At 65.0% G+C, this 17048-nt stretch carries 19 protein-coding genes; 15 read left to right on the forward strand and 4 right to left on the reverse strand.

Going from position 1 to position 17048, the window contains the following annotated elements; all coding sequences use genetic code 11:
• Window positions 1–44: 44 nt before the first annotated feature.
• Window positions 45–827 carry an SDR family oxidoreductase gene (locus tag ABZ720_RS01015; RefSeq protein ID WP_366552880.1) on the reverse strand — a complete coding sequence of 261 codons (783 nt, stop codon included), beginning with the start codon at window positions 825–827 and terminating at the stop codon, window positions 45–47.
• The gene (gene msrB / locus ABZ720_RS01020) at window positions 820–1218 is read right to left on the reverse strand and encodes a peptide-methionine (R)-S-oxide reductase MsrB (RefSeq protein ID WP_366552882.1); all 399 of its coding nucleotides are present in this window, start codon (window positions 1216–1218) and stop codon (window positions 820–822) included. The genes ABZ720_RS01015 and msrB overlap by 8 nt, the downstream gene beginning before the upstream one ends.
• Before the next feature lie 113 nt (window positions 1219–1331).
• Here msrB and ABZ720_RS01025 point away from each other — a divergent pair, with 113 nt between their 5' ends.
• Both ABZ720_RS01025 and pgsA read left to right on the forward strand, forming a co-directional pair.
• The gene (locus tag ABZ720_RS01025) at window positions 1332–1631 is read left to right on the forward strand and encodes a c-type cytochrome (protein ID WP_366552884.1); all 300 of its coding nucleotides are present in this window, start codon (window positions 1332–1334) and stop codon (window positions 1629–1631) included.
• 82 nt (window positions 1632–1713) lie between these two features.
• Window positions 1714–2295: a CDP-diacylglycerol--glycerol-3-phosphate 3-phosphatidyltransferase gene (gene pgsA, locus ABZ720_RS01030; protein ID WP_366552886.1), complete on the forward strand. Its 582-nt coding sequence runs from the start codon at window positions 1714–1716 to the stop codon at window positions 2293–2295.
• A 30-nt stretch (window positions 2296–2325) separates the two neighbouring features.
• Here the strand turns inward: pgsA and ABZ720_RS01035 are convergent, their stop codons facing one another.
• Entirely contained in the window at window positions 2326–3345 is a 1020-nt protein-coding gene (locus ABZ720_RS01035; protein WP_366552888.1) for a polyprenyl synthetase family protein, read from the reverse strand.
• 109 nt (window positions 3346–3454) lie between these two features.
• On the opposite strand from ABZ720_RS01035, the gene ABZ720_RS01040 reads away from it, so the two are divergent.
• The 10 genes from ABZ720_RS01040 (at window position 3455) to ABZ720_RS01085 (ending at window position 12444) form a co-directional block, all read left to right on the forward strand.
• The gene (locus tag ABZ720_RS01040; protein ID WP_366552890.1) at window positions 3455–3676 is read left to right on the forward strand and encodes a putative signal transducing protein; all 222 of its coding nucleotides are present in this window, start codon (window positions 3455–3457) and stop codon (window positions 3674–3676) included.
• Window positions 3676–4446 carry a tRNA1(Val) (adenine(37)-N6)-methyltransferase gene (locus ABZ720_RS01045; RefSeq protein WP_366552892.1) on the forward strand — a complete coding sequence of 257 codons (771 nt, stop codon included), beginning with the start codon at window positions 3676–3678 and terminating at the stop codon, window positions 4444–4446. The genes ABZ720_RS01040 and ABZ720_RS01045 overlap by 1 nt, the downstream gene beginning before the upstream one ends.
• 79 nt (window positions 4447–4525) lie before the next feature.
• On the forward strand, window positions 4526–5617 hold the full coding sequence (locus tag ABZ720_RS01050; RefSeq protein WP_366552894.1) for an ABC transporter ATP-binding protein: 1092 nt from the start codon (window positions 4526–4528) through the stop codon (window positions 5615–5617).
• Window positions 5617–6516, forward strand: a complete 900-nt coding sequence (locus tag ABZ720_RS01055) for an ABC transporter permease (protein ID WP_366552896.1) — start codon at window positions 5617–5619, stop codon at window positions 6514–6516. The genes ABZ720_RS01050 and ABZ720_RS01055 overlap by 1 nt, the downstream gene beginning before the upstream one ends.
• Before the next feature lie 9 nt (window positions 6517–6525).
• A complete protein-coding gene (locus ABZ720_RS01060; protein WP_366552898.1) occupies window positions 6526–7320 on the forward strand; it encodes an ABC transporter permease in 795 nt (264 codons plus the stop codon).
• Between the two features lie 75 nt (window positions 7321–7395).
• On the forward strand, window positions 7396–8436 hold the full coding sequence (locus ABZ720_RS01065) for an extracellular solute-binding protein (RefSeq protein ID WP_366552900.1): 1041 nt from the start codon (window positions 7396–7398) through the stop codon (window positions 8434–8436).
• A gap of 125 nt (window positions 8437–8561) precedes the next feature.
• Window positions 8562–9488: a nitrilase-related carbon-nitrogen hydrolase gene (locus ABZ720_RS01070; RefSeq protein ID WP_366552902.1), complete on the forward strand. Its 927-nt coding sequence runs from the start codon at window positions 8562–8564 to the stop codon at window positions 9486–9488.
• Window positions 9488–10519, forward strand: a complete 1032-nt coding sequence (locus ABZ720_RS01075) for a histone deacetylase family protein (RefSeq protein WP_366552904.1) — start codon at window positions 9488–9490, stop codon at window positions 10517–10519. The genes ABZ720_RS01070 and ABZ720_RS01075 overlap by 1 nt, the downstream gene beginning before the upstream one ends.
• A 4-nt stretch (window positions 10520–10523) precedes the next feature.
• Window positions 10524–11381, forward strand: a complete 858-nt coding sequence (locus ABZ720_RS01080; protein WP_366552906.1) for a S49 family peptidase — start codon at window positions 10524–10526, stop codon at window positions 11379–11381.
• A gap of 31 nt (window positions 11382–11412) precedes the next feature.
• Entirely contained in the window at window positions 11413–12444 is a 1032-nt protein-coding gene (locus ABZ720_RS01085) for an NAD(P)-dependent alcohol dehydrogenase (RefSeq protein WP_366552908.1), read from the forward strand.
• 73 nt (window positions 12445–12517) lie between these two features.
• Here the strand turns inward: ABZ720_RS01085 and ABZ720_RS01090 are convergent, their stop codons facing one another.
• Window positions 12518–13768 carry a serine hydrolase gene (locus tag ABZ720_RS01090; protein WP_366552910.1) on the reverse strand — a complete coding sequence of 417 codons (1251 nt, stop codon included), beginning with the start codon at window positions 13766–13768 and terminating at the stop codon, window positions 12518–12520.
• A 117-nt stretch (window positions 13769–13885) separates the two neighbouring features.
• On the opposite strand from ABZ720_RS01090, the gene ABZ720_RS01095 reads away from it, so the two are divergent.
• The 3 genes from ABZ720_RS01095 (at window position 13886) to ABZ720_RS01105 (ending at window position 17033) form a co-directional block, all read left to right on the forward strand.
• Window positions 13886–15187 (forward strand): replication-associated recombination protein A, encoded by a 1302-nt coding sequence (locus ABZ720_RS01095; protein WP_366552912.1) that lies wholly within the window; start codon window positions 13886–13888, stop codon window positions 15185–15187.
• A gap of 144 nt (window positions 15188–15331) precedes the next feature.
• On the forward strand, window positions 15332–15994 hold the full coding sequence (locus tag ABZ720_RS01100) for a cysteine hydrolase family protein (protein ID WP_366552914.1): 663 nt from the start codon (window positions 15332–15334) through the stop codon (window positions 15992–15994).
• A gap of 43 nt (window positions 15995–16037) precedes the next feature.
• Window positions 16038–17033 carry an RluA family pseudouridine synthase gene (locus ABZ720_RS01105; RefSeq protein WP_366552916.1) on the forward strand — a complete coding sequence of 332 codons (996 nt, stop codon included), beginning with the start codon at window positions 16038–16040 and terminating at the stop codon, window positions 17031–17033.
• Window positions 17034–17048 lie beyond the last annotated feature (15 nt).

Consider the following 17048-nt stretch of genomic DNA (forward strand, 5'->3'; position numbering starts at 1 on the left):
GCGACTCTCGGCCATGTGCACAACTTTCGTCGACTCTCGCGCTGTCAAGGACTGTTCTGCCCGGCCAAAGGGGATTGCGCCCATCCGAGATGCTGGCCGCCGTCAAGCGCAATCATCTGTCCTGTAACCGAGGGTGCGACCAGGAAGTATCGCAGGGTCGCGCGCATCTCATCCAGCGACGGCGCCCTGCGCAGGGGCAGGGTTGCGACCTGCCTGGCAAACTGCTCCTCGCTCTGGTTCGGCGCCGGGAGAGTGAAGCCCGGACCGATCCCGTTCACCCGGATTCGCGGTGCCAGTGCCAGCGCCAATGTCCGGGTGAGGGTCCACAGTCCCGACTTGGCCAAGGTGTAGCTCATGAAATGCGGCGTAAGGCTCCACACTCGCTCATCGAGCAGGTTCACGATCAGACCCTGTCGCTCGGCGGGCAGCTGTCCTGCCAGGGCTTGAGCCAGCACGAAGGGCGCTCTCATGCCGATCTCCAGGTGGAGGTCCCAATTCTCCCGCGTCACACTGTTCCACTCGTCGCGCTCGAAGGCCGAGGCATTGTTGACCAGCACGCCGAGCGGCCCGACTTTGCGTCTCGCGGCTTCGGCCAAGCCAACCACCTCTTCCTCACGGGTCAGATCAGCCTGGAGCAGTGCGCCGCTGCCTCCGGCTTCCTCGATGAGCGCCAAGGTCTCCTCCGCGTCAGCACGCGAGTGGCCGTAGTGCACGCCGACGCGAAAGCCGGCGGCCGCAAGTTCCAGCGCCAAAGCCCGACCAATCCGCCGCCCAGCTCCCGTAACCAGCGCGCCGCCGGCATAGCCGCCTGCGACAGTATCAGTCATTGTCCGGCTCGAAGGACAGCGCCGCCGAGTTGATGCAGAAGCGCAGTCCCGTCGGCTGCGGGCCATCTTCGAAGACATGCCCCTGGTGCGCTCCGCATTCCGCGCAGTGCACCTCGGTGCGCACCATGCCGATGCTCTGGTCGGTCTTGCTCGCCACGGCATTCTCATCCAGGGGCTGCCAGAAGGACGGCCAGCCGCTGCCGCTGTCATACTTGTGTTCGCTGGAGTAGGCGGGCGCGCCGCAAACCACGCAATGGAAAGTGCCTTTGCGCTTTTCATCCACGAGGGCGCCGGTGAAGGGGCGCTCGGTCGCCTCCTGTTGCGTCACCCGGTACTGTTCGCGCGTCAGGTGGTCGGTGCCGTGAAAGCGACGGCCTTCGTTCTGGCTCATGATGCAGGTCTCCGTTTAAGGTTCAGGGTATCAATATCGGAACCCGGGGCGGCCACGTACACCCCCGGGGGGACCGAAGTGCCTCGAGGGCCACTCATACCGGGAGGGATCCAATGCGCCTGCTAGCCATACTCGCCACCCTATCGCTCACCAGCGTCGCCCAGGCGGCAGATCCGGAAGCCGGGCAGCAGTTGGCGCGCGATGCCTGTGCCTTCTGCCATGTGGTGGAGGATGGAGGCCGCGGCAGCGACGCAGTCCCGAGCTTTGCCGCCATCGCCCGCGAGGCCGGGGACGACATCGAGGCTCTACGCAGTTTCTCAGTGGCACCCCATCCACAGATGCCTCAGTTCGCCGACCTCAGCGAAGTGCAGGTGGACAACCTCATCGCCTACATGCGCAGTCTCGCCCAGTAGGGACAAGGACGCGGCCTGACGGATGTGCCGTCATGGGAACCCAGCCCTGTCACCATCCCGGCGCTTGGTGCAGAATGGCGCCATGACGAGCCTTCACACCAGCGGCAAATCCGCGCTGACAAGCCTGCCCAACCTACTCACCCTCGGACGCATAGCAGCGATTCCCCTGGTGGTGGCGCTGCTGTTTCTCGACGGCGCCTTTGCGCGATGGGCTGCCCTGGCGCTCTACGCGGTGGCCGGACTGACGGACTGGTTCGACGGCAAGCTGGCCCGCGATCGCGGCGAGGTCTCTCCCTTGGGCCGCTTTCTCGACCCGATCGCCGACAAGCTGCTGGTGGCTGCCATCATCATCATGCTCGTGGCCACGGGCGAGATCGCGGGACTGCATGTCATTGCCGTCCTGCTCATCTTGAGCCGCGAACTCCTTGTGTCCGGGCTGCGGGAGTTTCTCGCCGAACTGCAGGTCCCGCTCCCGGTCAGTCGGCTCGCGAAATGGAAGACCGGGATCCAGATGGTCGCTCTGGCGCTGCTGCTGATCGCACCGGCAGTGCCCGCGGCCATCGGCCTGCTGGGGCTTGCCCTGCTGTGGCTGGCAACGCTGCTGACTTTGATCACGGGCTGGGACTATCTCAGCCGGGGCCTGCAGCACATGCTGCCTCGCTGAGGTCGGAACAGGCTCGGTTGCGACGGGAAGTCAGTAAAGCCGTTCGACGGTGAAATCGACCGCCTGCAGCAAGGCATCACGTATCTTGTCGTCGGGAAAGAGGCTGAGCGCGCTGTGCGCTTCCGTGGCAAAGCGGCGGGCCCGCTCCTTGGATTGCTCCAGCGCCCCATGCCGGTGCAGCAGTGCGAGCGCCTGTTCCAGGTCGCCCTCGCCCTGCTCTCCCTCTTCCAGGCAGCAGCGCCAGAAGGCCTTCTCCGCCGCGTCGCCGGCCTCGAACGCCAGGATCACCGGAAGGGTCAGCTTGCCTTCGCGGAAGTCGTCGCCCAGTGCCTTGCCGCGCCCAGCCGCTTCCTGACTGTAGTCCAGCACGTCATCCACCACCTGAAAGGCCATGCCCAGTGCCTCGCCGTAGCGGCGCAAGGCTTCCACCTCATGCTCAGGCCGCTCGGCAATCAGGGCGCCCACCTGCGCGGAGGCGGCAAAGAGCACCGCAGTCTTGGCGCGGATCACGTCGAGGTAGGCCGCTTCGTCGGTCTCGGTGTCGTGCGCGGTCATCAACTGATGCACCTCGCCTTCCGCCAGCGTCGCGGAGGTGTCGGCCAGCAGCTTGAGGACCGGGAGCGAACCGTCGGCCACCATCAACTGGAAGGCCCGGCTGAACAGGAAATCGCCCACCAGGACGCTGGCCTGATTGCCGAACAGCGCCTTGGCCGTTTCCCGGCCGCGCCGCAGGTCACTTTCGTCCACGACATCATCGTGCAGCAGTGTTGCCGTGTGGATGAACTCGACAGCCGCTGCCAGGCCGAGGGGGCGATCATTCTCGACACCGACAAGGCGAGCGCTGGCCAGCACCAACAGCGGGCGCAATCGCTTGCCGCCGGCCGCGATGATGTGTTCCGCCACCTGGGGAATCAGCGGAACCGAGGACTGCATGTGTTCGAGGATCAGGGCGTTGACGCGCTTGAGATCCGCACCCGCCAAATCCTGCAGCGGCTGCAGACTGGCGGCCTGCCGCTTCCCGGAATCGAGCGTTCGTGCTGCGTCGACCATCCGCCACCTTCGTTGGTTGCCTTGCGGTGCAACATCCCGCAGATTGCCTTGCGCTGCGCACAATAGGTCGGAGGGACCATCGGTCAAGCGCAAGCCGCCGGAGCAAGACGTGAAAGAACTGTTGCGGACCAATGATCTCGTAAAGCTCTCCTGGCTGGAAGCGCTGCTGAATGATGCCGACATTCCCTGTCTCGTTCTCGACCAGCACGCATCGGTACTGGAAGGCTCCGCCGTCGCCATTTCTCGCCGCATGATGGTCGATGATGATGACTTCGAACGTGCCCGCCGGCTGATCGAAGAAGCGGAGTCCAGCCTGGGGCGCGAGGGCTGATGGCTGACTGTGCAACAGAGGCCGCCCGGGAAAGCCGTCTCCTCGGCGGGCGCTTGCGGCTGCTGCAGCCAGACGCCGGCTACCGTGTCGCCATCGACCCTGTGTTGCTCGCCGCTGCCGTACCGGCGCAGCCCGGTCAAAGCCTGCTCGAACTCGGCTGCGGCAGCGGCGCGGCCTCGCTTTGCCTGCTGGCGCGCGTGGGCGGGGCGCAAGTCACAGGCCTCGAGCTCAACAGTGAAATGGCGACCCTGGCGCGTCGCAGTGCCGAGATGAACGCGCTGCCGCTCTCAGTGGTGGAGGGCGATCTGCTGCGGCTGCCAGACCAGGTTGCCGGACGCTACGATCAGGTTTTCATGAATCCGCCCTACCTTGCCGCCGGTGCGGCTTCACCATCGAGCCAACCAACCCGTGCGGCTGCAAATCTTGAGGGCGCAGCCCGCCTCAGTCATTGGATTGATGCAGCACTGTCGCGCCTGCCCCGAGGCGGGCGCCTGACCCTCATTCACCGCGCCGACCGGATCGACGAGATTCTTGCGCTGCTCCATGGCCGCGCCGGTGACCTCGCCGTCCTGCCACTGCGGGCTTACGCCGATCGCCCGGCCAAGCGGGTGATCGTCACGGGACGCAAGGACAAGGGCAAGCCACTGACACTGCTGCCTGATTTCATCCTTCATGACGACGGCGGCTGCTACAGTCCCGCTGCACAGAAGGTACTTCGCCAGGGCGAAGCCATCGACCTCCTCACCCCGGCGCAACGATCAAGCCTCTGAAAAAGGCTTTGCCTGCGGCAAGACGACTTCCGATACTGCTGGCGAACGAGAGCAGAGAAATCAACCGAGTGGAGCCTTCATGGAGTCTGTCTCGGAGGCGGCAATCGAGGCCCGTCGCCTCACCAAGATTTTCGACGGCCCCGGCGGCGAAGTCCGTGCCCTGGACAACGTCGATCTCATCATCCGCAAGAACGAGTTCTTCACGCTGCTTGGCCCCTCTGGCTGCGGCAAAACCACCCTGTTGCGCCTGGTGGCCGGCTTCGAGCAGCCCAGTGGCGGAGAACTCCTCATGGACGGCGAAGCGATCGCGGAACGGCCACCGCACCGCCGGCCGGTGAACACCGTCTTCCAGTCCTACGCACTCTTCCCGCACATGACCGTGGCGGAGAATGTGGGGTTCGGGTTGGAGATGATGGGACGGCCGCGCGAGGAAATCGGCCAGCGCGTTGAGCGCATGCTGGCGCTGGTCAAGCTCGAAGGCATGGGCCTGCGCCGCCCGAATCAGCTTTCCGGCGGCCAGCAACAGCGTGTCGCCCTGGCCCGCGCCCTGGCCAATCAGCCGAAGGTGCTCCTGCTCGACGAGCCGCTGTCGGCGCTGGACTTCAAGCTGCGCAAGGAGATGCAGATCGAGCTCAAGCGCCTCCAGAGCGAAACCGGCATCACCTTCGTCTTCGTGACCCACGATCAGGAAGAAGCGCTCACCATGTCCGACCGGATCGCGGTGATGAGCGACGGCAATGTGCTCCAGATCGGCAGTCCAACGGAGATCTACGAGCACCCCACCAGCCGCTTCGTGGCCGATTTCATCGGCGAGACCAACCTGCTCACTGGCCGCTTGAGCGAACGCATGGCTTCGTCGCTGCGCTTCGAACTGGATTCCGGCGGCCTGCTCGAAGGGCAGGAGGACGGCGGCAATGAGACCGGCGCGCGGGTCACCCTGGCCGTTCGTCCCGAGCGAGCCGAGATCAGCCGCGAGGGTTCCGGCCTGCCGGCGCGCATCGAACAGATCGTCTACTTCGGCACCGACACGCACTACCACCTGCGCCTCGATGACCAGACCCCCTTCGTGGTCCGGCACCAGAACCGAGCCGGGGCGACGAGCCGCTACAGCCGGGGTGAGGAGGTACGGGTGACCATCTCCCCGGATGCCGTCAGGGTGCTGCAGGACTGATGCTGGAAGGATTGGGTCGAAACCGCTTTCTGCGCCGAGGCGTGCTGCTGGGCCCGGCGCTCTTCGTCATCGGCTTCTTCATGATCCTGCCGCTGTTCCTGATGGCATACGTGTCGATCCTGGAACGCGGTCTGGCCGGCGGGGTGCAATGGGGCCAGCACACCGTGGAAGCCTACGTGCGCTTCCTCTTCGAACGCGACCTGATGGACAACCTGGTGGTCAACATCGACTACCTGCGAATCTTCGGTCGTTCCTTCGCTCTGGCCTTTGGCACGATGATCGTGGCGCTGGCGATCGGCCTGCCCACTGCCTTCTACATGGCGCTGCAGCCGGCACGCTGGCGCAACCTCTTGATCTTTTTGGTCACGATCCCCTTCTGGACCAACCTGCTGGTGCGCAACTACGCCTGGATCCTGCTGCTTCGCGACAGCGGTCTGGTGAACAGCGGTCTCCTCTGGCTGGGGTTGACGGACGAGCCGGTGCGGCTGCTCTACACGCCCTTCGCCGTGGGCGTCGGCCTGACCTACTCCTTCCTGCCCTTCATGATCCTGCCGATCTACGCCAGCCTGGAGAAGCTGGACCTGCGCCTGGTCGAAGCCGCCTACGATCTCGGGGCCAACAAGTGGAAGGCTTTGACGCGCATCGTCCTGCCGCTTGCTCTGCCGGGCATTGCAGCGGGCAGCATCCTGGTCTTCATCCCTGCCCTGGGGGCCTATGTCACACCGGAACTTCTCGGCGGTTCGCGGCAGTTGATGATCGGCAACTTGATTCAAGGGCAGTTCGGCGCGGCGCGCAACTGGCCCTTCGGTGCGGCGCTGGCCTTCGTGCTCCTCGCCATCGTGCTCTGTTCGATGATGCTCTACCTGATGCGCTTCCGCCGCGCGCCGGGTCAGGGCTGAGGAGGGGGCATGCTCAAACGTGGTTCCAATCCGCTCTGGCGCTTCCCCGGCGTCGCGCCCACGGCGCTGATCGTCTTCGCGTACCTCTATCTGCCGATCTTCATTCTCATCGCCTACTCCTTCAACGAGAACCGACTGGCGACGATCTGGACCGGCTTCACCTTCGATTGGTACGGGGTGGTCCTGAACAATCCGGACATCATGCGCGCCGCGCGCAATTCCCTGATCGTCGCCAGCAGCGCCACCTTCATGGCGACACTGTCGGCTATCATTGCCGGGCTGTGCATGACCCGCGACAGTTTCCGCGGGCAGCAGGGTGTGACAGCCGTCATGGCACTCCCACTGATCGTGCCGGAGATCGTGACCGCCGTTGCCACGCTGCTGTTCTTCGTGATCATCGGCATGAAGCTGGGCCTGATGACTGTGATCATCGCCCATACGGTCTTCTGCATCCCCTTTGCCTACCTTCCGATCCGCGCAAGGCTACAGGGGATGGACCCACGCCTGGAGGAAGCAGCTGCTGACCTTTACGCTGACCCCTGGCGGACCTTCCGGCGGGTGACCCTGCCGCTGCTCTGGCCCGGTATCCTGTCGGGCGCGATGCTCGCCTTCATCATTTCGCTGGATACCTTCGTCATCACTTACTTCGTCGCCGGGGCCGGGGCGACGACGCTGCCGGTCTACATATTCGGCATGATCCGCATCGGCATCACGCCCGAGGTCAACGCGGTCTCCGCCTTGATGCTTCTGGTCTCGATTACCTTCGTGACGCTCTCGTTCCTGATCGGCCGCATCCAGCGTTGACGGCCGCCGAGGCTCGGGAAAAGATCGTCCCAAGCCCAACCACAAACACCCGCAACAGGGAGAAGGATGAAACACATGAACCGCAAAGCGATTCTTTCCGCCGGCATCGCCGCCGGCCTCTTCGCCGGCCTCGGCCAGTCTGCCGCGGCGGACGAGCTCTTCCTCTACAACTGGTCGAACTACTTCCCGCCGGAACTGCTGGAGAAGTTCGAAAGCGACACCGGCATCTCGGTCACTCTCGATGTCTATGACTCGAACGAGACCATGCTGGCTCGCCTGCAGGCCGGCGCCGCCGGCTACGATATCGTGGTGCCTTCGGACTACATGATGGAAATCATGATCGAGGAAGGCCTGGCCGAGCGCATCGACGCGGGCGAGATGGAAAACTTCGCCAATGTCATGGAACCGCACAACAGCCCGCGCCAGGATCCCGAGCGCGCCTACTCTGCGCCCTATCTCTGGGGCACCACCGGCTTCACCTATGACTCCGAGCGTGTCGGCGAGCTTGAGGAAAGCTGGAAGGAGTTCTTCGAGCCCCGCGAGGAGCTGAGCGGTCAGATCGCTGTCCTCAATGACGAGGTCGAGGCCTACAACGCCGCCGCCTACTACGCCGGCGTCTCCAAGTGCACGGAGGACCCGGCCGAGGCGCAGCAGATCCTCGACGTCCTCCAGGCCCAGGCCCCGCACGTGGCCATGTATCAATCCGACGGAACCATCGATCGCATGGCCTCGGGCGAGATGATCATGCACATGCAGTGGAACGGCGCGGCCCATCGTTCCAAGCAGGAACGCGACAGCCTGGTCTATGTCTACCCGGAGGAAGGTCTCTCCTTCTGGAACGACAACTTCATGGTCCCGGCCGGGGCGCCGAACCTCGATAACGCCAAGACTTTCATCAACTGGATGATGGCGCCGGAGAACATCGCCGTCGCATCCAACTACACCGGCTACATGAACGCCGTTCGTGGCTCGTCGGAGTACATGGACGAAGCGCTGGTGGCAGACCCGGCGGTGAACATGCCGGAAGAGTACGCCGACCGTCTCCGTCCCACCGAGGACTGCTCGGTGGACGCTCGGGAACTGCGCAACCGGGTGTGGACCCGCCTGCGCAGCTAAACCGGGATTGCGCGCTGAAGGCCGGGCGCCCCTTGCGCCCGGCCTTCTTATTGCCACCCTATTGTGGTGTGAGAGCGAACCCATGACTGGCCAGAGTGTGTGGGGCCAGCAAGCAAGGATCAGCCATGGTCGACGAACGCCCGGATAGATTTCGCATCGCCCTTTGGGCGACCAACATCGGCCGGCCGGTCAACGGAATCGACGGCTGGGCCGCTGGCGTGGAGGCGCGACTGGCCGAGGCAGCAGCGGCTGGCGCCGACATCCTGGTCATGCCGGAGTACGCCGCAGAGCAATGGCTCTCCTTCGCGCCGCCTGGCCTCGCTCCGTCACAGGAAATCCCCTGGATGGCCGAGCAGTCGGCCCAGGCGCTCAAGGCAATCAGGGACCTTCCGGCTCGATACGGAATGGCACTGCTGGCCGGCACGATGCCCGTTCCGGCCGAAGCCGCAGGAACGAACCCGCCCTGGCTCAACCGGGCCTGGCTGCTGTTGCCGGACGGTCGCTGCATCGCCCAGGACAAGCTCTGCCTCACCCCGGCCGAGAAGGATCCCGAGAGCTGGAACCTTTCCACCGGCACCCGCTTGCGTCTGGTGTCCTGGAAGGGCGTACGCATTGCCGTGGTCATTTGTCTCGACGTGGAACTGCCGGCCCTGGCGGCGCAGCTGGCGCCTTCCCGCCCCGACATCATTCTGGTGCCCTCTCAGACGGGACGCCTGGCGGGCTACCATCGGGTCTTCAGCTGTGCCAAGGCCCGGGCCGTCGAGTTACAGGCGGCCGTCGCGGTCTGTGGCACCATCGGCGCCGCCGCCTATGGCGAGGACCGCAGCGGCACCGTGTCGGGCTGCAGCCTTTTCCTGCCCTGCGAAGAGCGACTGGGCAGCCACGGACGCGCCGCCGAGATAGCGCCCATCGCCGATCATGACGGCCCCGGCCCGCTGCTGCTCGCCGACGTACCGCTCGCGGCGCTCGATGCGCTGCGCGGTGGCGACGCCGAGGTCTGGCCGGGTGCCTGGGACGCGTCCGGGATCACCATCGAGGAGGACGCCGCCTGATGCTCACCGTTTACAGCGACGATCACCGCTTGCAAGACGGCAAGGCCGAGTTAGTGGATGGCAAGCTTCAACCCTGTTTCGAGATGCCGCGACGCGCCGACATGGTGCTGGACCGGGTGAAGACCGTCGGCCTGGGCGAAGTGGTCGAGCCCAAAAATTTCGGCAAGGATCCGATCCTGCGCGTGCATGCCGAGAACTTCGTCACCTTCCTGGAAACCGCCTGGGATGATTGGGCGGCGCTGGGACGTTCCCATGACGCGCTGCCGCTCAACTGGTCGGTGCGCGGTATGCAGAATCGCGAACCGGAAGTGATCGACGGCAAGCTCTCCTACTTCTCCTTCGACGCCGGCACCCCTGTCACCGCCGGCACCTGGCGTGCGGCAACCGCCTCGGTCAATGTCGCGCTCACCGGACTGGAAGCGGTGCTGGGCGGTGCTAGAAGCGCCTTCTCACTGTGCCGGCCACCGGGCCACCATGCGGCTGCCGACTACTACGGCGGCTATTGCTTCCTGAACAACGCCGCCATCGCCGCCCAGGCCTGGCGCGACCGCGGCGCCGAGCGGGTCGCCATCCTTGATGTGGATTACCATCACGGGAACGGCACCCAGTCGATCTTCTACGAGCGTGACGACGTGTTCTTCACTTCGATCCACGGCGATCCCCGCCAGGAGTTTCCCTATTTTCTGGGCTATGCCGACGAAACTGGCAGTGGACCCGGCGAAGGCGCCAATGCCAACTTTCCCCTGCGATGGGGCAGCGGTTTCGATATCTGGTCCGAGGCGCTGGACCAGGCCTGCAAGGCCATCACCGCGCAGGGTGCCGACGCCCTGGTCATCTCGCTTGGCGTCGATACCTTCAAGGAGGATCCCATTTCCCAGTTCCGGCTCGAAAGCGAAGACTACCTCCGCATCGGCGAGCGCATCGCGAAGCTCGGCCTGCCGACCCTATTTGTCATGGAAGGCGGCTATGCCGTTGAAGCCATCGGAATTAATGCCGTCAATGTGCTGACCGCCTTCGAGCAGGTGGCCTGAGCCCATGAGTCTTGGCCTCCGTAAGACACTGGGGATGGTTCTGCCCATCCCTGCCCTGCGCAACCCGCCGCCGGTTGTCTCGCTGGTCCGCTTGAGCGGTGTGATCGGCCATGCCGGCCCGCTGCGCACCGGACTGACCCTGGAAAGCCTGCGCGAGCCGCTGGATCGGGCCTTTGCTCCCAAGCGCCTGGATGCCGTGGCGCTGGCGATCAATTCCCCGGGCGGTTCGCCGGTGCAATCCGCGCTGATCGCCGAGCGCATCCGGGAACTGGCCGACGAGAAGAAGGTGCGGGTGCTGGCCTATATCGAGGATGTCGGCGCCTCCGGCGGATACTGGCTGGCCAGCGCCGCCGACGAGATTCTCGTCGACAGCAGCTCCGTGGTCGGATCCATCGGCGTCGTGTCGGCCGGTTTCGGTTTTCCGGCTCTGCTCGAGCGCCTGGGGGTCGAGCGGCGGGTGGAGACCGCTGGCGAGCGGAAAGCCATGCTGGACCCGTTCCAGCCGCGCGATGAAGCCGAGGTGGAACGCTTGCGCGGCCTCCTGGCCGAGTTGCACGAAAACTTCAAGGAGCAGGTTCGCAACCGCCGCAAGGGCCGGCTGAAGGCGGACGAGCAGGAACTGTTCAGCGGCGAGTTCTGGACCGGCCGCAAGGCGGTTGAACTCGGCCTCGCCGATGGTTTGGCGCATCTGCACAGCGACCTGCGCCAGCGCTATGGTAAGAAGATCGTGCTGCGACGGACCCAACGGCCCCGCCGCTGGTTCTCCTGGCGAACAGCTGCCACGGGCATACCAAATGACTGGGCCGATGCGCTCCTGTCGGCGGCGGAAGAACGGGCGCTGTGGGCCCGTTACGGACTTTGATTCACGCCACTGAAACTTGCGGGAGGTTAGCATGAAAGCGGTACGCTATATCGAGACCGGTCGGCCGCCGGAGATCGTGGACCTGCCGCAACCGACCCCGGGACCGGGTGAAGTTCTGCTGCGGGTCGCCGGCGCCGGCGTTTGCCACTCGGATCTGCACGTCCTCGACCACGGGATCGGCATTCCCGCCCCCTTCACGCTCGGGCACGAGAACACCGGGTGGGTTGTGGGACTGGGAGCCGGAGCCGCGAGCGTCAAGGAGGGTGATGCGGTCGCCGTCTACGGGCCCTGGGGCTGCGGCACCTGCCGTACCTGCCAGACCTCGGCAGAAAACTACTGCGAGCATCACGCCAGCATCCCGTACTACGGCGGCGGTCTCGGCAAGGATGGCGGCATGGCGGAGTACATGATCGTCCCCTCGCCCCGCCTTCTGGTTCCTCTCGCGGGACTCGATCCCATCAAGGCCGCGCCGCTGAGCGACGCTGCACTGACGCCCTATCACGCCATCAAGTCCAGCCTGCCGCTGCTCTCACCCGACGCAACGGTTCTGGTACTTGGCATCGGCGGGCTGGGGCACATGGCCGTTCAGATCCTGCAGGCGCTCAGCCCTGCACGCCTCATTGCCGGCGATATCGACGAGGCCAAGCTCGAGCACGCGCGCAAACTGGGTGTCGAGCACTGCATCAACACGGGTGACTTCGATGCGGCCAAGGAAGAGATCCGGGCAATCGCCGGTCCACGCGGTGTCGCAGTGGCCTTCGATGTGGTCGGCGCCCAGGGCACAATGGACCTCTGCTCCGCCGTGGTGGGGCGGGCCAGCCGTATCTGCATTATCGGTCTTGCCGGGGGAACCTTTGCCTACGCGGCCAACCGTCCACCCTACGGCTGCGAGGTCACTGTCCCCTATTGGGGGTCGCGCACCGAACTGATGGAAGTGATCGCCCTGGCAAACGCGGGGCACATCCATGCCGAGGTGGAGGCCTTCCCACTGGAAGAAGCGCCCAGCGTCTACGAGCGGCTGCGCGAAGGTCGCATCCGCGGTCGCGCGGTGCTGCAGCCCTGACAGCAATGCAAGAAACCGGAGAGCGGTCCCTGCTCTCCGGTTTTCTCTGGTTTGCGTCTTGCCTGGAAGGCGATCAGCTGCCGGTGGGACGTACCACCATGCAGTCCATGCCGTGCTGGCTCAGGCTCTGACAGGCCGTGCGCGCCTGGGTCTCCAACAGCCCGGTCAGCCGAGCGCGATAGAGCTTCTGGTTGCTCACCAGCACTTCGGTGACAGCAACCCGGGCCTCGGCGAACTCTTGGGCCAGTCGGGATGCCGCTGTCGACGCCAGGGATTGAGCCTGATCGGCGACCTTGAAGGCTCCGACCTGAACGCCCCATCCCTCCTCCTGCACCGCGCCAGCCGTGCTGGCCGCCTGAGCCGAGCTGACCAGCATGCCGCCCACATCGCGCGGCTCGTCACTCTCGGCGTGGGCAAGCGCATCGGAAACCGTGACCTGACCCGGCCGCGGGTTGGGAACGGGTGGAACCGGTCGTGCCTTGGCCAGCGCGAGTTGGTTGGCGCGATTGAAACCGCGGTCGAGCAAATCGGCCATGTGCGAATCGCGCGTTTGAGCCGAACGCCCGCCCATGACCACCGCCACGATCCGCCGACCATCACGCAGGGCCGAAGTCGCGACGTTGAAGCCGGAGGCGCGGATATAGCCGGTCTTCAGGCCGTCGGCCCCATTGTAATTGCGCAGCAGGCGGTTGTGTCCGGTATGCGTCTGTCCGCGGAAGGTGAACTTCTGACCCGAGAAATAATGGTAATGCTGCGGAAAATCGCGCATCAGCCGTACAGCCAGCTTCACCATGTCGCGCGCGGTGGTCACTTGACCGCTGTCCGGCAATCCCGAGGCATTCTTGAAGTTCGTGGACGTCAGGCCAAGTTCGCGGGCCCGCTGGGTCATCTTCTGACCGAACGCGCTCTCGCTTCCGGCCAGTGCTTCCCCCACCACGGCTGCGACATCGTTCGCAGAGCGCACCACTAAGGGGAGGATAGCCTCTTTCACGGCAATCGTGTCGCCTGCCCGAAGCCCCAGTTTGGACGGCGGCTTGCCGGCCGCAAAAGCGGACACGTTCAGGCGTTGATCCATGGTGATCTCACCGCGCTCCAATGCCTCGAAAAGCATGTAGAGCGTCATCATCTTGGTCAGTGATGCTGGATAACGCCGCGCATCCGCATTGGACGCGTGCAGGACTTCCCCCGTCGCATAGTCTATGACGATGGAGGCGTAGCGAGGATTGGCTTGCGCCGTCGTCGGTGCCGCGACCGCCAGCAGTACAGGCAGCAGGAACAGCAACGCGAAGAGTCTGCCAATTCGGCCATTTAAAGCGGGAAACATGAGCTACCCCCCGAATTTCCCGGTCTAACTAGAAGCAATATCAGAAAGAATCTAGCCAATGAATGAGTCGCTGTCCAGCCTTCGCGCTACGGTTGGCGCATGTTATTGCACAGGGCCATGAGCGGAATCTTCGAAAAAGACGCCCCCCGCCCTCTCGCCGACCGACTGCGCCCCCGCACTTTGGATGAGGTGGTGGGGCAGGCGCATCTGCTCGGACCCAGCGGTCCGATCGGTCGCATGGTGGCACAGCGGCGACTGGCCTCCATGATTCTCTGGGGACCGCCGGGCTGCGGCAAGACCACGATCGCCCGCCTGTTGGCCGAGGCCACGGATCTTGCGTTCGAACCGCTTTCTGCGGTCTTTTCGGGCGTGGCAGACCTGCGCAAGGTGTTCGATCGGGCCCGCCAGCGCAGGCAGGACGGTCAGGGTACGCTGCTCTTCGTCGATGAGGTGCACCGTTTCAACAAGGCTCAGCAGGACGGCTTTCTGCCCTACGTCGAGGACGGCACGGTCGTCCTGATCGGGGCGACCACGGAAAACCCCTCCTTCGAGCTCAACGCCGCACTGCTCTCGCGCTGCCAGGTGATGGTGCTGCATCGCCTCGACGAAGCAGCCCTGAAAGAACTGCTCGAGCGAGCGGAACAGGAGAGCGGCCGGACCCTGCCCCTGAACGAGGATGCGCGCAGCGCCCTGCTGGCCATGGCCGACGGCGACGGACGCTACCTCCTCAATCTCGCAGAGGAACTCTTCCAGGTTCCGGACTCCGCGGAACCACTGGATCCGCGCGGATTGACCGATGTGGTTCACCGCCGGGCTCCCGTCTACGACAAGAGCGGCGAGGAGCACTACAATCTCATCTCAGCCCTGCACAAATCCTTGCGCGGCTCCGACAGCGACGCGGCGCTCTACTGGCTGGCGCGGATGCTGATTGGCGGCGAAGACCCGCACTACATCGCCCGGCGCTTGCTGCGATTCGCCATCGAGGACGTCGGCCTGGCAGAACCGCAGGCAGTGACGCAGGCCCTGGCAGCCTGGCAGACCTATGAGCGTCTCGGATCGCCTGAAGGCGATCTCGCCCTGGCGCAGCTCGTCGTCTTCCTCGGCACAGCCCCGAAATCCAATGCCGCGTACCTGGCGCACAAGCGCAGCCTGCGCGCCGCCAAGGCAACCGGCTCGTTGATGCCGCCCAAGCACATCCTCAACGCACCCACCCGCATGATGCAGGAGTTGGGCTACGGCAAGGATTACGCCTATGACCATGATGCGCCGGACGCCTTCTCCGGTCAGGACTACTTTCCCGAGGACATGGCGCGGGAGACTTTCTATCGCCCGGTGGCACGCGGGTTCGAGCGAGAAATCGCCAAGCGGCTGGAATACTGGGACAAACTGCGACGTCAACGGAGCGAGCAGAAAGGCTGATATCAGCCTTGCGCTCCCCGCGAAGCCGTTATGCGAAGCTGCAGCTTGCACCTTCCGGTTCGCGGCTTAGGCTCCCGCGTTATGGAGTGAGAGCCCTGCCTGCCGGCGCGGCTCCTACAACGGTCCAGGGAACTGCCGCCACAGATGGCCGAACACAACATACCCGACCGCCACGCCGTGGCTCTGCTCACCGTCGACCTGCAGCGCGATTTCGCCTGCCAGGGTTCGCCAGTCCAGGCTTCAGGCGTGTCCGGAACCCTTCCCCAGATCCTGAACATCGTGAATGCTTTTCGCAGCCACGATCTGCCAATCTTCCACGCGGTGCGCCTCTATCGGCCGGATGGCTCGAACGTGGATCTTTGCCGTCGTTCGGCTGTGGAGGAGGGTCTGCGCGTCCTGATGCCCGGCACCTCCGGCGCGGAACTGATCGAGGCCGCCAAACCGGACCCCGAGGTCAGGCTGGAGGCGGATGCGCTGCTTGACGGCGAGTTCCAGAAGCTGCGCCACAACGAGTTCGTGTTCTACAAGTCCCGTTGGAGCGCATTCTTCCGCACCGAGCTGGAGAAGCGCCTGACAGATCTCGGGATCACCACGCTCGTCGTCTGTGGCTTCAATTTTCCCACCGGCGGACGCGCGACGATCTATGATGCCGGCGCCCGGGATTTTCGCGTGATCGTTGGTGCCGACGCGCTCTGCGACGCCAGTGAAGAGGGCCTGCGCGAACTGGGGCGCCTCGGCGTCTATCAAATGAGCGGCGAATCGGTGCTCGAGTGGTTGAGTGGCAACCGGCGGCCCAGCGCAGCCTGATCCGCTTGCCGCCCGGCACCCTGCCTGCAGCCGAAGGGCGCACATGATCGAGACTCGAGTCATCACGCCCGAAGAAGCCGATCAGCGCCTGGATCGCTGGTTCCGCAAGGCCTATCCGCAGATCACTCACGGCCGCCTGGAGAAGCTGCTGCGCACCGGCCAAGTGCGCGTCGACGGCAAGCGCGCGAAGGGCAACCTTCGCCTGTCGGCCGGCCAGGAAATCCGCATTCCGCCCTTGGGCGAAAGTGCCGCGGCACCCGCCCCCTCGACCGCCCGCCCCCAGCCGTCCGAACAGGAAGCCGAGGCGCTGCGCGCGCGTGTGCTCTACCGCGACGACTGGGTGATCGCGATCGACAAGCCCGCCGGCCTGGCCGTTCAGGGCGGGAGCAACACCCGGCACCATCTCGACGGTCTGTTGGACGCCCTTATCTTCGATGGCAGGGAGCGCCCCCGCCTCGTCCACCGCCTGGATCGCGACACGGCGGGCGTCCTGCTCCTGGCGCGCACGACGGAAGCCGCCCGGCGGCTTGGCGCCACCTTCAAGAGCGACGCTCCCTGCAAGATCTATTGGGCTCTGGTCGCGGGCCTTCCCGAAAAGCCGCGGGGCATGCTCAACCTGCCGCTGGGCAAGCTGCCGGGCCCGAAGGGCGAGAAGATGTCCAGCGAAGCGCCGGATGCCAAACCCGCCACCACACGCTGGTCCACCGTGGCCAAGCGAGGCCAGGCCGCTTGGCTTGCCTTGCGCCCGCTGACCGGGCGCACCCACCAACTGCGTGCGCATTGCGAAGCCATGGGCCACCCGATCCTGGGAGACGGCAAGTACGGCGGCCGCAAGGCCTTCCCGGCTCAGCTCGAACTGCCGAAGCAACTCTTCCTCTTCGCACGCGAGATCGCGCTGCCGCACCCGGAGGATGGCATGACCCTGCGCGTGCAGGCGCCGCTGCCGCCCCACTTCCAGACCGCCTTCACAGCCCTCGGCTTCAATCCGGATGACGCAGCAGCAGAGCAGGCCGCTGACTGGCTGACGGAAAAGCAGTAAAGGCTACGGCGTGGC

Origin of the sequence: Aquibaculum sediminis (assembly GCF_040712085.1) — a bacterium.
Taxonomy (GTDB): domain Bacteria; phylum Pseudomonadota; class Alphaproteobacteria; order Kiloniellales; family DSM-21159; genus Aquibaculum; species Aquibaculum sediminis.

What these genes read in the sequence shown, in the direction of transcription:
- ABZ720_RS01055 (WP_366552896.1), top strand. Translation starts at nt 5,617, where the DNA reads ATGCTGGAAGGATTGGGTCGAAACCGCTTTCTGCGCCGAGGCGTGCTG.
- pgsA (WP_366552886.1), top strand. Translation starts at nt 1,714, where the DNA reads ATGACGAGCCTTCACACCAGCGGCAAATCCGCGCTGACAAGCCTGCCC.
- ABZ720_RS01105 (WP_366552916.1), top strand. Translation starts at nt 16,038, where the DNA reads ATGATCGAGACTCGAGTCATCACGCCCGAAGAAGCCGATCAGCGCCTG.
- ABZ720_RS01065 (WP_366552900.1), top strand. Translation starts at nt 7,396, where the DNA reads ATGAACCGCAAAGCGATTCTTTCCGCCGGCATCGCCGCCGGCCTCTTC.
- ABZ720_RS01015 (WP_366552880.1), bottom strand. Translation starts at nt 827, where the DNA reads ATGACTGATACTGTCGCAGGCGGCTATGCCGGCGGCGCGCTGGTTACG.
- ABZ720_RS01050 (WP_366552894.1), top strand. Translation starts at nt 4,526, where the DNA reads ATGGAGTCTGTCTCGGAGGCGGCAATCGAGGCCCGTCGCCTCACCAAG.
- msrB (WP_366552882.1), bottom strand. Translation starts at nt 1,218, where the DNA reads ATGAGCCAGAACGAAGGCCGTCGCTTTCACGGCACCGACCACCTGACG.
- ABZ720_RS01045 (WP_366552892.1), top strand. Translation starts at nt 3,676, where the DNA reads ATGGCTGACTGTGCAACAGAGGCCGCCCGGGAAAGCCGTCTCCTCGGC.
- ABZ720_RS01075 (WP_366552904.1), top strand. Translation starts at nt 9,488, where the DNA reads ATGCTCACCGTTTACAGCGACGATCACCGCTTGCAAGACGGCAAGGCC.
- ABZ720_RS01090 (WP_366552910.1), bottom strand. Translation starts at nt 13,768, where the DNA reads ATGTTTCCCGCTTTAAATGGCCGAATTGGCAGACTCTTCGCGTTGCTG.
- ABZ720_RS01100 (WP_366552914.1), top strand. Translation starts at nt 15,332, where the DNA reads ATGGCCGAACACAACATACCCGACCGCCACGCCGTGGCTCTGCTCACC.
- ABZ720_RS01035 (WP_366552888.1), bottom strand. Translation starts at nt 3,345, where the DNA reads ATGGTCGACGCAGCACGAACGCTCGATTCCGGGAAGCGGCAGGCCGCC.
- ABZ720_RS01080 (WP_366552906.1), top strand. Translation starts at nt 10,524, where the DNA reads ATGAGTCTTGGCCTCCGTAAGACACTGGGGATGGTTCTGCCCATCCCT.
- ABZ720_RS01060 (WP_366552898.1), top strand. Translation starts at nt 6,526, where the DNA reads ATGCTCAAACGTGGTTCCAATCCGCTCTGGCGCTTCCCCGGCGTCGCG.
- ABZ720_RS01095 (WP_366552912.1), top strand. Translation starts at nt 13,886, where the DNA reads ATGAGCGGAATCTTCGAAAAAGACGCCCCCCGCCCTCTCGCCGACCGA.
- ABZ720_RS01070 (WP_366552902.1), top strand. Translation starts at nt 8,562, where the DNA reads ATGGTCGACGAACGCCCGGATAGATTTCGCATCGCCCTTTGGGCGACC.
- ABZ720_RS01025 (WP_366552884.1), top strand. Translation starts at nt 1,332, where the DNA reads ATGCGCCTGCTAGCCATACTCGCCACCCTATCGCTCACCAGCGTCGCC.
- ABZ720_RS01085 (WP_366552908.1), top strand. Translation starts at nt 11,413, where the DNA reads ATGAAAGCGGTACGCTATATCGAGACCGGTCGGCCGCCGGAGATCGTG.